Source organism: Paraglaciecola mesophila KMM 241 (assembly GCF_000315015.1).
Taxonomy (GTDB): Bacteria; Pseudomonadota; Gammaproteobacteria; order Enterobacterales; family Alteromonadaceae; genus Paraglaciecola; species Paraglaciecola mesophila.
The window spans coordinates 1-14982 of the sequence record NZ_BAEP01000058.1 but is presented as its reverse complement, the minus strand read 5'-3'; the positions used below and the strand labels follow the sequence as shown (position 1 = coordinate 14982).

11 protein-coding genes are annotated in these 14982 nt (G+C 44.4%); 3 read left to right on the top strand and 8 right to left on the bottom strand.

What is annotated here, in order from left to right:
- Positions 1-48: 48 nt before the first annotated feature.
- Complete coding sequence (locus GMES_RS14140; protein WP_006993402.1) at positions 49-1380, top strand: Na+/H+ antiporter NhaC family protein; 1332 nt, start codon at positions 49-51, stop codon at positions 1378-1380.
- Between the two features lie 326 nt (positions 1381-1706).
- Here the strand turns inward: GMES_RS14140 and GMES_RS14135 are convergent, their stop codons facing one another.
- The 3 genes from GMES_RS14135 to GMES_RS14125 form a co-directional block, all read right to left on the bottom strand.
- Positions 1707-3488 (bottom strand): alpha-amylase family glycosyl hydrolase, encoded by a 1782-nt coding sequence (locus tag GMES_RS14135; RefSeq protein WP_006993401.1) that lies wholly within the window; start codon positions 3486-3488, stop codon positions 1707-1709.
- Positions 3485-3910 (bottom strand): GlcG/HbpS family heme-binding protein, encoded by a 426-nt coding sequence (locus GMES_RS14130; RefSeq protein ID WP_006993400.1) that lies wholly within the window; start codon positions 3908-3910, stop codon positions 3485-3487. The genes GMES_RS14135 and GMES_RS14130 overlap by 4 nt, the downstream gene beginning before the upstream one ends.
- 77 nt (positions 3911-3987) lie before the next feature.
- Positions 3988-4965 (bottom strand): aldo/keto reductase, encoded by a 978-nt coding sequence (locus GMES_RS14125; protein WP_006993399.1) that lies wholly within the window; start codon positions 4963-4965, stop codon positions 3988-3990.
- Between the two features lie 147 nt (positions 4966-5112).
- On the opposite strand from GMES_RS14125, the gene GMES_RS14120 reads away from it, so the two are divergent.
- On the top strand, positions 5113-5991 hold the full coding sequence (locus GMES_RS14120; protein ID WP_006993398.1) for a LysR family transcriptional regulator: 879 nt from the start codon (positions 5113-5115) through the stop codon (positions 5989-5991).
- Between the two features lie 92 nt (positions 5992-6083).
- On the opposite strand, the gene GMES_RS14115 is transcribed toward GMES_RS14120, so the two are convergent.
- Together GMES_RS14115 and GMES_RS14110 are read right to left on the bottom strand one after the other, a co-directional pair.
- Positions 6084-8132 (bottom strand): NADPH-dependent 2,4-dienoyl-CoA reductase, encoded by a 2049-nt coding sequence (locus GMES_RS14115; protein ID WP_006993397.1) that lies wholly within the window; start codon positions 8130-8132, stop codon positions 6084-6086.
- Between the two features lie 31 nt (positions 8133-8163).
- Positions 8164-9039: a crotonase/enoyl-CoA hydratase family protein gene (locus GMES_RS14110; protein WP_191917730.1), complete on the bottom strand. Its 876-nt coding sequence runs from the start codon at positions 9037-9039 to the stop codon at positions 8164-8166.
- Between the two features lie 134 nt (positions 9040-9173).
- Between GMES_RS14110 and GMES_RS14105 the strand changes: the two genes are divergently transcribed.
- The gene (locus tag GMES_RS14105) at positions 9174-9800 is read left to right on the top strand and encodes a TetR/AcrR family transcriptional regulator (protein ID WP_006993395.1); all 627 of its coding nucleotides are present in this window, start codon (positions 9174-9176) and stop codon (positions 9798-9800) included.
- Here GMES_RS14105 and GMES_RS14100 read toward each other — a convergent pair.
- The 3 genes from GMES_RS14100 to GMES_RS14090 form a co-directional block, all read right to left on the bottom strand.
- Positions 9797-11344 (bottom strand): AMP-binding protein, encoded by a 1548-nt coding sequence (locus GMES_RS14100; protein WP_006993394.1) that lies wholly within the window; start codon positions 11342-11344, stop codon positions 9797-9799. The two genes, GMES_RS14105 and GMES_RS14100, sit on opposite strands and share 4 nt — an antisense overlap.
- A 331-nt stretch (positions 11345-11675) precedes the next feature.
- Complete coding sequence (locus GMES_RS14095) at positions 11676-11996, bottom strand: DUF1801 domain-containing protein (protein ID WP_006993393.1); 321 nt, start codon at positions 11994-11996, stop codon at positions 11676-11678.
- A gap of 57 nt (positions 11997-12053) precedes the next feature.
- Positions 12054-12725 carry a transglycosylase SLT domain-containing protein gene (locus GMES_RS14090; RefSeq protein WP_226990308.1) on the bottom strand — a complete coding sequence of 224 codons (672 nt, stop codon included), beginning with the start codon at positions 12723-12725 and terminating at the stop codon, positions 12054-12056.
- Positions 12726-14982: the final 2257 nt, after the last annotated feature.

Here is a 14982-nt window from a genome sequence, read left to right as displayed (position 1 = left end):
CCCCCAGACGGTTAGTATTTTAGACGTCTAAACGTCCATGGTAAAATTATGCAAGCTCCTTCACCTTCGTTAAACCCTTATTCGACTACCGCTAAACTTGCGCTGTTGCCGCTGCTTACCTTCTTAGTACTGTTTTTGGGTGTCGGCTTTTATTATCAAGCGCAAGGCGTGGAGTATGCTTTTTATCAGTTACCCTCCCCGTCAGCGTTACTGCCTGCGGTGATACTCGCGGTTTTGCTGTCAAAGGAAACCCTAACCCAAACCATGGCGCGATACGTCGAAGGGGCGGGTCACAACAATATTATTACCATGTGTTTTATCTATTTATTAGCGGGCGCTTTTTCTGCCGTGGCTAAAGCCACTGGTGGAGTAGACGCAACGGTAAGCTTAGGCCTGAGTATTATTCCAGCCCAATTTATCTTGCCCGGGTTGTTTTTAATCGCGGGGTTTATCGCCACCGCTATGGGCACATCCATGGGCACACTTGCAGCCCTTGGCCCAGTGGGGTTGGGTGTAGCACAAGCCACAGGCATCGAGCCGGCATTAGTAGCAGGTGTATTGGTCAGCGGCGCGATATTTGGCGATAACCTATCGATTATTTCAGATACCACTATCGCCGCAACGCGCACACAAGGCTGTGAAATGCGCGATAAATTCAAGGCTAATTTACACCTTGCTTTACCTGCTGCCCTGATTGTCATCGTGCTACTGGTCGTATTAGGCGAAACCGGAGAAGCAAATATTCCCCAAGGCACGAACGGCTGGCTAGCCCTGCCCTATGTGCTGATCTTGGTGTTAGCGGTTGCCGGGGTTAATGTGTTCGCAGTGCTAGTGATTGGTATCTTATCTAGCGCAATTATCGGCATGAGTATCACTGATTACCAGCTGGTTTCTGTGGGGCAAGATGTGTATGCCGGTTTTGGCCAAATGCAGGAGATTATGATTTTATCGCTGATGCTCGGCGGATTATCTGAACTCATGCGCCAACAAGGGGGCATCGATTTTTTGCTAGCGTCCATCAGCAAGCTCATTCGTGCTCTAGCGTTACCAATTAAAATTGGTAACTCGTTGGGTATCGCGGTACTTATCAGCGCGTTAAATGTATGTATTGCCAATAACACCGTATCGATTATTGTCGCCGGTAGTACGGCTAAAGCCCTCGCTGAACAAGGCGGTATCGAGCCCAAGCGCAGCGCCAGCTTGCTTGATATTTTTGCTTGTGTGGTACAAGGGCTAATTCCTTACGGCGGGCAGTTATTGATTATCGGCGCAACGTTCTCACTGTCGCCGGTAGATGTTATTCCCTATTCGTTTTACTGCTTTGTTCTTGCAGGTGTCACTCTACTAAGCTTCATTTGGCGCGCTAAGAAAGAACGCTGAGTCATATAAATAGGCTAACACGCAGATATTAATGCACTGATAGAGCAATAACGTCTGCGGCTTTTTGTGATAAAAATAAAGTAGATTACGTTATTTAACCTGAGTTCTGGATAAGAAGTGTCGCTCCAATGGGGTTTAAGATTATAATTCAATAGCTTACGCATTTACACCCAAGTTGTTTTACTCTAAAGCTTACTCGGTGACGAAATTTTTCGTGCATAGTAAGGCGGATTGGCGTACGTAATAACGTGTTATTGCTAGACAACCCAACGCAGCTAGGCACAAAAAGGGCGTTATCGAGAGGCTCGGCTTATCCAGTATTCAGGTTATTTAGCTTGATACAAAGCGAAACTCAAGGCTGGCACCGTTACCTTAATTACGTCATTGTTTAAGTTGAACCTAGTCGCTTCAACAAGACCTTCATAATGCTCTGACCGCCCGGACAACTTCATGCTAGCGGCTTCAGTACCGGCATTAAACACCGCCAAATACTCTTTGCCTTGGGGCAATTTCCGAGCAAAGGCAAACATCATCGAATCATCACTGAAATAACGACTCTCATATTGCCCGTGGCGCAATGCTGCATGTTGATGCCTTAGTTGTGCTAAGTCCCTCAGCGCCTGATAAATAGGATGTAAAGGGTCAAAGTTATTATCTGCAGTGCTCGCGTTACTGCCTAACAATGGATTGTCGTTGTCGCTGGCAACCAAAGAAGGGAACATATCTTGTCTGGCGTTTACGTCATTACCGTCTCCGGTAAAGCCCTGCTCGTCCCCGTAATACACAACAGGTATACCACGAGATAAATACATAAACGCATGAGACAAAATGCTGCGTTTCAGTTTTTCTTCGTTGCTAGCATTTGGTACGCCTTGCTCGATAAAGTAGCCGGTGCGACCCATATCGTGATTACCTAAAAAGGTCATCAGTAAATCCGCTTGACTGTCCTCATCTGTGTATAAATCATCTTGAGCGAATAAAGCATCAATAGTTTGGGGGTGATGTTTACGATAAAACACGTCAGCAGCGGCTTGCTGAAAACCGAAATCCAAAACCGACGGCAGTTTACCTTCAGTGGTAAAACGGCTTAATTGCGCTGGGTCTGGGTCATACACTTCACCGAAAATATGAAAATTAGGTATGCCCTGCTCTTGTGCATACGCCATTATCGATGGGCTGAACGTTTGCCAAAATGGCAAGCGCACATGGCGCACCGTATCAATTCTAAAACCATCGGGTTTGAATTCTTTGATCAAATTTTTGTAGATTTCGATCATGCCCTGCAACACTTCAGGATTTTCTGTATCTAAATCATCGAGTCCATTGAAATCACCGTTTAACGAGCTCTCCCCTTTGAAAGTAGTATCCCCCTGGTTATGGTAAAATTGCGGATCGTTTAGCCAGCCTGGCACTTTTACCGTTTGTTCGTTAAGCGGCACGAAAGGTGTGTAATCGTCTCCCTCGGTGAGCTGCTGTAAAGACTTATACAAGCAGTGGTTCTCTTTCTTAAAATCACCGTTGGCGTGATGGCACTCTTCATACTTCACCACGTCGGCAGTGTGATTAGTGATAATATCGAAAAAGACTTTAATGCCTTTTTTGTGTGCCGCAGCAATTAGGCTTTTAAGATCGTTATTTGAGCCAAAATGTGGGTCAATCTCGGTGAAATCCACGATCCAGTAACCATGATGGGCAACGCCATCACGTTGAACCGCTTTATTGCGTAAGATTGGCGTCATCCAAATGGCGGTCACGCCCATGCCTTGCAGGTAGTCAAGTTTCTGTTCAATACCTTGCATATCACCACCGTGAAAGCCACGGTTTGACGTTGCATCGAAGCCACCAGCAGAAATACCGCCCTCTAAAGCACCATTATCATTGCTTGGGTCAGCATTGTTAAACCTATCTGGCATCACGAAATAAAACACATCGTCGCGCACATCACGTAACAGATAGTTATCGTTTGGCAGTTTGTTGTTCGCGGTACCGGTGCCAACGACCTTACTCCCGCTGTTTACTGTGTGCTGCGTATCCTGATTTTCAGCAGTGCCACAACCGGCGACAACGCCAGTAAGAAATATTAGTAATAATGCTCTGCCCAATATCATGCTGCGGTCTCCTTCAGCTTAACTTTTATAGCAAAACCACACTTTTCAATTGCCGCTATTCCTACTGCTTCATCTTCGAATTCGCTCAAACCGCTGACCCCCATTGCCCCCACACATTTTGCATCAATAAATACCGGCACACCTCCTGCGATCCCAGTAAATTTAGCGTCATTCCAATACCCCATATCTTTGTGGGTTTCTTGCGCCCACTTGGCGAGTTGGCGGGTAGTTTGGCGCTCTCGTGCTGCGGTATATGCTTTAGTTTGCGCCAAAACACCCGCTTGCAAGCTGGCATCATCCATACGGCTAAAGCACAACAGTTCGCCGTGACTATCGGTGACACAAATCGCGATGTGTTGATTGTTTGCACGCGCCGATGTTATGGCCGCTTGCATCATATTTGTTGCTGTATTTAAATCCATTAAAGCGCTCTTTTGTTTTTATTTGCTGTTAATTGCTGATGCTGAATGCCAATTGGTAATGTTTAAGCACAACCTTGTTACGGTAACTCGTGGCCTTTAGCACTTACATACAAGGCGTACCAATGCTCGCGACTGAGCTGGATATTCATTGCTTGGCAAGACGCCGCGATCCGAGCACAGTCTGTGGTACCAATAACAGGTTGCATCCTTACTGGGTGGCGCATTAGCCAAGCGAGTACTATTGCTTCAGGGCTTGTGCTATAGACATCAGCTAGGGTTGTAACCAACAGACTAGTGCGTTGTACGGCATCCGATTCACCCTTTACATCCCGCCCTGAATACAAGCCCTGGGCTAAACTCCCCCAACTTTGTAGTTGTATGTTTTGACGGCGACAGTATTCCAACGTACCCGACGTAAAATTGATGTCGCGCCCTTCACTGTTCCCCGCGTAAACGCCTTCATCAATCCAGTCTTGTTTGAGTAAACTCGCTTCAATTTGATTGGCCACTAACGGTTCATCCAATGCGTGTTGCAAAAATGCGATTTGATGGTGTTGCATGTTCGACACGGCAAAATGGTGTACTTTGCCTTCACGCTTTAAGGCTTCAAACGCCCGTGCAATTTCTTCAGGTTGCATAAGGGGGTCCGGTCTGTGCAACATAAGTACGTCTAAATAGTCTGTGTTTAAACGTTGCAAGCTGCTCTCAACCGAGGCTTCGATCCAATCTGCTGATAGGTCATACCGTTTGGGGCCATTGGCATCCGCGAACCGGATACCACATTTAGATTGAATGTAAATTTTTTTACGTAACTGTGGGCGTTCACTAAGTACCTTGCCAAATACCTGCTCGGCTTTACCGAGCGTGTAAATATCCGCGTGGTCGAAAAAATTAATCCCTGATTCTAATGCGGTATTTACGCAGTCATTAGCCTGCTCGACATATGCGTTAGTAATGGGTGAATCATCCCAATTGCCACCAAGACCCATGCAGCCATAAACAATTGAACTAACGTTGGGTAAATAGTGAGTTAGGGGGGAAGACGAGTTTGTCATGAAAGCCTCTTAGGGGAATATAGTCGTTGTGCACAGTGTAGTGAGTTAACGGCAAAGCAAAAGAGGGAGTTAGTGAAAACATTGTTTGATATAGCGAACAATGCAACGCTAAAATGTCGCTATTATTTTCCAGTGTGATCGTTTGCCATGAGCCGTGAACATAAAAAGTTTGAACGCTTAATTTTATTCAGCGAAGTAGCAAAGCAATTAAGCTTCACCCGCGCAGCACAAGTGCTTTCAATATCCCGTGGGTATTTATCAGAACAAATTCGTAAACTTGAGCAAGATATGGATAAACATTTGTTTATTCGCTCCACGCGTCATGTGTCGCTAACCGAAGAAGGGGCGCAATTACTGGCAGGCATGAATCAAATAAAGCGCTCGCTACTGGCCCTAGAGCGTGAAGTTCGTCACGACAACGACGCCCTTGAGGGCGTGCTACGCATCACTGCACCCAATCAATTTGCTCAGCGTTATATACTGGATTTATGTGCTGAATTTCAGGCGTGCTATCTCTTAATTTCGGTCAGTGTTGATTGCAGCTACACCACCTATGACCTTTCCCATAACGATTTTGATTTAGCCTTTAGAGCAACCAAAACGCCCCCGCAAAACATGATTGCTAAAAAGCTGTTTGATTACCGCCATACCTGTTGTGCAAGCCCTGAATATTTAGCTAAACATGGCACACCTAAGCGTATAGAGGACTTAATTGAGCATATTTGTTTAAGTCAATCACTGAAGAGCGAATGGCAATTTGCAGACAAAAAAACAAACGTAAATTGCCCAATAGCAGTAAACGATAACCTTATTCTTAAAAAGCATGCGATTGCAGATAACGGTATTATTTTGGTGCCTGAATATGTGGTGGATAAAGAAATAGATTCAGGCGTATTAGTGCCCATTCTGGAAAATGCACTGCATGCGGAATTCGCGATTTATCTAATTCACCCGCAGCTCATACATCAATCTGCTAGGTTAAAAGCGTTCATCGCGTTCACTAAATGCTTTTTTGAAGATAAATAGTCCCCAACCAATACTCAAAAAAAGCCCCCATTACTGAAATTCAGTAATGGGGGCTCGCGTTTGGTAAATCACGCAGTATTGTTATCGCGTCGTTACAATTCAGCCGCTAAACGGGTGCCTTGGTCTATAGCGCGCTTAGCATCAAGTTCCGCTGCTACGTCAGCACCACCGATTAGGTGATACGGTTTGGTTAAACCTTCAACCAATTCACGCAGTGGCTCTTGGCCCGCACAAATAATGACATTGTCTACGTCCAGCACTTGCACCTCATCGTTCACTTTAATATGAATGCCTTGGTCATCAATTTTTAAGTACTCACAACCGGCAATCATGCTCACGCCTTTATTCAGCAAACCAACACGATGTGCCCAACCCGTGGTTTTACCAAGGCCTGCGCCCACTTTGGTGGTCTTGCGTTGCAGCAAGAATATCTCTCTTGGTGACGGTGCAGGCTGCGCTTTCATGCCCTCAATACCACCGCGAGAAGAGAACGTCATGTCAATGCCCCACTCTTTCATAAAAGCAGGAATGCTTAAACTAGTTGATTCCCCAGAGTGTGATAAAAACTCAGATACGTCAAAACCAATACCACCGGCGCCAATCACAGCCACTTTTTTACCTACCGGCTTGTGCTCTTTAATCACTTCGATGTAGGTCATAACTTTCGCATGGTCGATACCTTCGATCGGCGGTGTGCGTGGCTCAATACCCGTCGCAACGATCACGTCATCAAAATCACTATCGTTTAAGTCGCTCGCACTCACTCGCGTGTTGAGCTTAACAGTCACATTGTGTAATTCGAGTTGGCGTTTGAAGTAACGGATAGTCTCGTAAAACTCTTCTTTGCCCGGCACTTGCTTAGCGATATTAAATTGCCCACCGAGCTCATCGGACGAATCAAACAAGGTAACAGAGTGACCACGCTCAGCGGCGGTTTTTGCTGCTGCCAGCCCGGCTGGGCCTGCACCAATAACCGCAATATTCTTGGGCTGTTGAGTAGGTAGAATACTAAGCTCAGTTTCATGACATGCTCTAGGATTAACCAAACAACTGGTCATCTTGCCTTCAAACACGTGATCTAAACAGGCCTGGTTACAACCAATACACGTATTGATTTCATCAGAGCGGTTTTCGATAGCCTTAATAACAAAATCAGGGTCGGCCAAAAACGGGCGCGCCATAGAAACCATATCCGCATCGCCCCGGGCAAGCACTTGCTCGGCCACTTCGGGGGTGTTAATGCGATTAGAGGTAATGACGGGGATAGACAATGATTCGCGGAATTTTGCTGTTACCCAAGTAAACGCCGCACGTGGGACTTTGGTCGCTATAGTAGGAATACGTGCTTCGTGCCACCCGATGCCCGTATTGATGATGGTCGCACCGGCTTTCTCAATCAATTTACCTAGCTCGACCACCTCTTCATAGGTAGAACCACCTTCTACTAAATCAAGCATCGATAAGCGGTAAATAATAATGAATTTCTCACCTACAGCTTCACGTACACGGCGCACTACTTCTAGAGGTAATTTAATGCGGTTTTCGTAACTACCACCCCACTCATCGTCGCGTTGGTTAGTACGAGCAGCAATGAATTGGTTTAAAAAATACCCTTCAGAACCCATAATTTCAACACCATCATAACCGGCTTTTTGCGCCTGAGTTGAGGTGAAAATGAAATCTTCTATTTGTTTTTCAATCCCATCGTCATCTAAAGCCTTAGGCTTAAACGGATTAATAGGCGCTTGCACCGCTGATGGCGCAACCAAATTCGGGTTGTAAGCGTAACGACCGGTGTGCAGAATTTGCATACAGATTTTGCCGCCTTCGTTATGCACCGCATCCGTGATGACCTTATGATGAGCCACTTCCTTATCGTTGCTCAGGCGTTTGGTGTTTTTGTGTGTTGCGCCCTCATCATTGGGGCCAATGCCACCGGTCACGATTAGGCCCACACCGCCTCTGGCACGTTCAGCGAAAAACTTCGCCATGCGTTCATGGCCGTTAGGAGCTTCTTCGAGGCCAGTATGCATTGAGCCCATCAATACACGGTTTTTTAATTTAGTGAAGCCTAAATCCAGTGGCTTAAGAAGGTTTGGATATACGCTAGCGCCTGCTACATTTGCTGTTGATGTCGTCATTTTTTGGTCCTGTTTTGTTCTGTATCAGCGCTTACTTATTACGCTGCATTCCACTGATATTCTTATGTAATTCTTCGTAAACGGGTTTACGACGTTCTTGCGCTGCGCTCATGGCTTCTTGAATGTCAGGCATTTGAAACATACCCGTCTGCCATGTAGCCATATAGTTCAATGCATCTGCTACTGTATGGTCACGGGTGTAGTTGATCATTTCTTTACAACCCGCTACGGCGAGAGGCGAATTACTGGCAATTTTGGCCGCTATTTTCATGACGCCTGCGAGCAAACTTTCTTGGTCAGCAAATACTTGATTCACTAAACCAGACTCTTTGGCTTCTTTAGCGCCCATGTTACGGCCGGTATATGCCAGTTCACGCACCAAGCCCTGAGGAATAAGATGCGGTAAACGCTGCAGCGTGCCCACATCTGCGGTCATGCCAATTTCAGTTTCTTTAATGGTGAAGTAAGTATCTTCAGTGCAGTAACGACTGTCTGCTGCGCAAACCATGTCAACTGCTCCGCCAATGACACCGCCCTGCATAGCGACTAATACGGGCATGCGAACTGATTCTAGAGCATTAAAACTGTCTTGAAGTTCTAGCACCATGCGACGCATTCGCTCACCTCGACGGGCAGGCTCGCCTACAAAGTCCTTACCCATTTGGGTAAAAACTGACAAGTCCATGCCTGCGCTAAAATGTTTGCCTTGCGAGGAAATAACAATGACACGCGCTGCTGACTGTTCATCAATTTTGCGAACGGTGGCCGGCAGCTCATGCCAAAATATAGGGATCATACTGTTCAATGCTTCGGGGCGAGACAACTGAATATGAGCGATATGTTGGTCAATACTGACACTCAAGGTTTCCAGCTTTGAAAAATCTAAATCAGACACGTTATTCTCCATTTTACGGATTTTAGGTTGCTAATTAGCGCGTTTTCTCGTGAAAAACGATTTCACGCCCATCAGCCAGTTAAACTAGACAACGTCAAGATAAAGTCTTATTTTGACGCTGTCAAGATGTGTGGTAAATTATCATTATGCAAAATACAACATCTAAAAAAGCTACCATCAAAGGCAGCTATCATCACGGCGACCTTCGCTCTAGTTTGCTTGAAGCAGCAAAAGCCATGCTCAGCGAATCGGGCATTGAAGGCCTTTCTCTGCGCAAATTGGCGGACCGAGTGGGTGTTTCGCGCACGGCGCCCTACCATCATTTTAAAGATAAAAATGAACTGCTGTGCGCCATCGCTCAAGAAGGTTTTGATCATTGGCATAGCAATGCAGAGCGTATTTTGGCGCAAACCGACATCAGTAACCGAGAAAAATATCATCAGTTTTTTCAAAGCTACATTGGCTACGCCGCTGAAAATCCTGAAATGTACGACCTGATGTTTGGCCGCACAATATGGAAGCAGAACAGCGCGACTAAAGATCTGCGCGCCATTGCTTACCCTAGCTTTCAGCGCCAAGTTGAAATGACCAAAAAATGGCAAGAGCAGGGTTTAATGTCACCACAAGAAGATACCCTTCGTCTTGCCCAAGTCACCTGGGGCACGATGCACGGCATCGCACGCTTATTAATAGATGGCATATACGCTGATCGCAGTCATATCGAAGAAATGTGCACTTGCGCAGTCAATTTGTTTATCCGCGAGCCCGATTAAACATACGCTGCTCGTAAGCGTTGTTTAAATATTTTGCCGCTGTCTTCTCTTGGCAATTGATCATGTATATCTAGTTTTTTAGGCCATTTGAAACGCGCGATACGCCCGTCTAAAAACTCACATACTTGTGCTATGTCTAAGTGTTGGCCTGGCTGACATTGAGCCGCTAGCACTATCATTTCGCCAAATTCACTGTCAGGAATACCGAAGATTGCGCAATCAGCTATTTGCGGCATATGAATAAGAACAGCCTCTATTTCGGCGGGGAATATATTCGCGCCGCCAGATATGATCATGTCTTTCTTACGATCGTTGATGAACAAGTATCCTTCGTCATCTAAATAGCCCATATCACCGAGAGTGGTGTAATTTTGATAATGTAGGCCATCGAGCGTCCCCTGCGTATTGGTGTATTTAAACGGCCCAAACATAGGCAAATGCACGTAAATAGAGCCCGACTCTCCTATAGGTACTGGCTGCATAGCATCATCCAGAATAATGATCGAACCGCCTGCTATGGCTTTACCTACTGAGCCGGGTTTCGCCAACGACTCTTCAGATGAAATTAACGTCATAAAACCTAATTCACTGGCACCATAGGACTCAAAAAATATCGGCCCGAACCAATCAATCATGCCTTGCTTAACATCAACAGGCCAAGCCGATCCCGTGGATAACGCGTACCGTAAACTCGACACATCGTATTTTTCACGTACCTCTTGTGGCAGCTTTAACAAGCGGATCATCATAGTAGGCACTATGTAGGTATGGGTTATTTTGTGCTGCTGCACATCGGCTAAAAAGCGCTCTGGATCAAATTTAGGCTCGATAAATACAGTTACGTTTCCTGCCGCCAGGCAGCATAGTGTCAATGCATGTGGGGCACTGTGGTAAAGCGGCGCTGCTATATAGAAGCGATCACCGCTGTCTAATTGCATAAGCGCCTTTGCTAGGCCAGCAAAGACAGTGTAAGGATCGGGTCTTTGTTCATCGTATTCGCGTTTAATGCCCTTTGGTTGCCCTGTACTTCCGGATGTATATGAAAACATGCCCCTAAAGCGCTCAGGCTGACTTTCGATTTCAGGGGTATCACGCAGCACTGCGGTCAAGCGTTCCCAATGGGCAGTTGCGCTGAGCCTATCGTCAGTCGAACTTTTTGTTGTGGGAAGCACATCGGACTTTGCGTAGCGTTGATTGATAACGTCTGGCGTATCAACCACTAAGACGGCTAAGTCTGGAGGTAGCGGTTGCGTAAATTGATCCAGTAAATTACTGTGCCCTACTAATACTTTCGCGCCGCTATCACTAAGGATGGGCATTAATTCAGCTTGGGTGCCATGCCAATTTAAAGTGACATAATAAGCTCCTACATAGCGACATGCTTCGACGACCTCGTAAAGCGTAGTATCGTTACGCAGTAAAATGGTAATCACATCACCAGTAGACACCCCTTTGTTTTGCAGCATTTGAGCAATTTTTCTCGCTCGGGATAACATGTCTTCACGCTTTACTTGTTCACCCGCTAAATGAAAATGGCCTGACATTCGCTTCTCCTATCCTTGGTATATCTTCCCCTTCATTGCCTCAAGCAATTCTATCAAGACCCAAGGTTTGATTAATAAATCGACAGTATAAGCAGGATAACCTAAGCAAGGCTTTGGTTTGCATCAGCATTTCAAATGGGAGGGTATATATAAAGTGAATGGCGAATAAGCAGTGCCTGCTCAGAGGTGATTGAGCGTTACAGCTAGTAAAGAATCTCAATGGCCGCGTGAACTTATACCAATTCCATTAAATTTTCGCTGAGTGGCTAATTATTTAATGGAGTTGGTATAGAACGCGAAGAGTAATGTTTATGGCGCGAGGCCTAGGAGTTTATTCGCTCAGTGCATTGTTAATAACGTCGGTCAGCGCTGCGAAATCAATTGCATCTTTATCTGAGAAGTTTATGCAGCCCTTTCCAGTTTTTTGTTTAGGGTAAAGCATTTTGTAAGCCGCAATGTGTTCGGCTTGGCAAGTATAAACCGACAAATAATGCTTTTGATTAGCGACGGATATCCAGCCTTGCTCTGTTCTAAACGTGGGCATATTATAATCCATAGAAAGACTAGCAAGAGGCGCACACTGCTCAATGCAGGTCATGACTTTTAGCAGCCGCTCACGCTTGTCTTCTTGGGTATTAAGAATATATTCCATTACTGCGGCATTGCCGTTAATTTTAAATACTCCAAGTTATGTGGATAACATTTATTGTTAGGTAAACAAACGCATAAACCAGCCTTTCTCTAACTCTTTACGGCAGCCCTTAAGTTGAGTTGCGTAACGCAATGAGCGCGCCTTAACGGTTTTGGCGACCTTTTGTAACCAGCGTTTTTTACGATAGCTTTTGCGTTTATAACCGCCCCATCCTTCATGGTAATTCAAATATTGCAGCTCAGCGTCCCATTTTGAAACGCGGTTAATTTTGTTAGTTTTACTGATAAACCACCCCATGAAATCCATGGCGTCGTCAAAATCTTCTCGGCTCGCCCATCCATTTCCTGTCTCGCGCGTATAATCAGCCCACGTCGGAGTTTTAGCTTGAGAGTAACCGTAAGCGCTGCTCACTCGCCCCCAAGGAATTAAACCGAAAAACACATAGTCTTTTGGAGGCAAGGCATCTGCTCGAAACGAACTTTCCTGATACATCATTGCCATAGGCACATGCATGGGTACGCCCCACTTTTCCGTCATGTCGTCAGCGGCATCAAACCAATCGCGCTTTTCAAAAAATATTTCACAAATATTACTGATGTTCTTTGGTGGCGTTGTGGTGCAACTGGACAGACAAAAGATGGAAGCTGCCAGCAGTAAAATTCGACCAAGCTTGAATCGACCGAGCTTAATTCGACTGGACTTTAGATGAAGGTACACATTACGAGACATACGTCACTCTCGTCAAAAGTTATAGAGGAAGCACAAGTGTTGATTCATTCGCACCCAATGAATGCCTATACTAACCCGATCGACATGACGATGGTAAGTATGAGAATTAAATCTCCCTACCTTTTAAACAGATAACAAAAATTACACTCACAATTGAACTATTCATCCGCGGTCGACTCTTACCTGTGTGTGTTTTAGTTTATGTGTGTTTCCAAAATTTTTTAGCCCAACATTTTGTTGGGCTTTTTTTTGCTCTTTTTTTATCTTTATTTTTGCACTTATAGGCCCAAAGCTTTTACTTAGGCGCCATTCGGTTCCACATGTTTACTTCGTTTTCGCTGCTCTGAATGGTACAAGCTGCCACTAACGAACTGTTAGTAAGAAGCACTAGTGGTAAGCGGGACCAGAATCCAACTCTTTATAATGTTGGATGGGGCGAGTGTTAGCTTTTGCTGTGACCAGAATTTTTAATCAAAAACACGCCGTGGGACGCGTTGTAAGTGTTGCCGACTACCTTTTATAATTTTTTGTATATTTGTTTGAACTAACTGGCAGTACCTAAGGTCATAATTAGCGTGTGTTTTAGTTTATGTGTGTTTCCGAAATTTTTAGCCCAACTTCTGGTTGGGCTTTTTTTTGCCTAGTATTTATATCTTACCTTGATTCCCGTTCAAACTCTTTTGCGTTTCCTACCCTTCGTTATTGCTTGGTGACCTAGCCTATTAGGCCTGTTGGATTCTTTCGCGATCAAAAACCATTGTAATTAAAGTACTTCTGGGTAACCCAAGATGCACAAAGCAAAGACACGCAGCTGCAGTATTAACTGAACTCACTACGTCACGATTCCGGTATACTAACTATCTCAAATAAACCTGCGTTTGATGATAAAAACAGCCTCCAGGCCTCTAAATTAGTACTAACGACCAATAAATTCAATTTTTGTTATTTATTTGGGAACTATTTTTCGATATTCACGGTCATATTTAGCGTGTGTTTTAGTTTATGTGTGTTTTCCGACTAAACTATTTGGCCCGACTTTTAGTCGGGCTTTTTTTTGACCTAAATAAAATTAGGATAAATGCCAATCACGCTGAACATTTACCGCTAATACCTACCCTCAATACTGTCTCCAACGGACTTGTTTTGTATTAAATTCGCGCCAATTTCATACCAATCGATAAATAATTATATTTTTAATCTTTTTAGTGAACTAAATAAAGGATATGTTGGTCATATTTGGTGTGTGTTTTAGTTTATATGTGTTTCCTGAATAAACTATTTGGCCCAGCTCTTTAGCTGGGCTTTTTTTTACCCGCAATAAAATCGCATAGCAAATCCAATTTTCGCTCATCTAAACCTTGTCTGAACTGATTTCGCTATTTGCTTAATGCCTCCAGCGTAATAGCTGAATTTTTTACAGCCTGAACTCGCCAATTAATTTTTTTTGATCTTTTTGTGAACTAATTACGGAACACACCGGTCATATGTAGCGTGTGTTTTAGTTTATGTGTGTTCCCGATTAAACTAGTTTAGCCCGGCTCTTTAGCCGGGCTTTTTTTTGACCTAAAAGCACGTCACATTTGCAGACCTCAAGCGAATCAGACGCTAGCCGCTAGTCCCCTCATCTTTAAATAACAAACAGAAGGGATTGGTCAAGTACCGATAGTTACGTAATTTATTTTTTTGCATTTTTGTTTGAACTAAAGACGGAACACGCCGGTCATATCTAGTGTGTGTTTTAGTTTATGTGTGTTCCCGATTAAACTAGTTTAGCCCGGCTCTTTAGTCGGGCTTTTTTTTGACCAATGAAAAGTCCTTAGGGAAAGGGCGCAATGCGCAAATTTAGGGCAAAGAACAGACGCTACCGTTGACTGATTAGTTGGCAAACAGCCTGCTCTCATCTGCAATTTAGTACCGATAGTTAAATAATTTACTTTTTTGCATTTTTGTTTGAACTAAATTGAGATTACATGGGTCATATTTAGCGTGTGTTTTAGTTTATGTGTGTTCCCTTATTAAACTATTTAGCCCGGCTTTTTGGCCGGGCTTTTTTTTACCCATAAAAATGCCAATAAGAACGTTTTTTACTGTTCTAATCATTATCAGCTTTGATATTTTTCGTCAATTGCTCTCAAATTGTGTTCTTCACCGCCAATATGACACCTATCACAGAGAAATTTTATATTTTTGAACTAATAGCATGTTCTTCGGTCATATGTTGTGTGTGTTTTAGTTTATGTGTGTTCCCCAAAAAAAA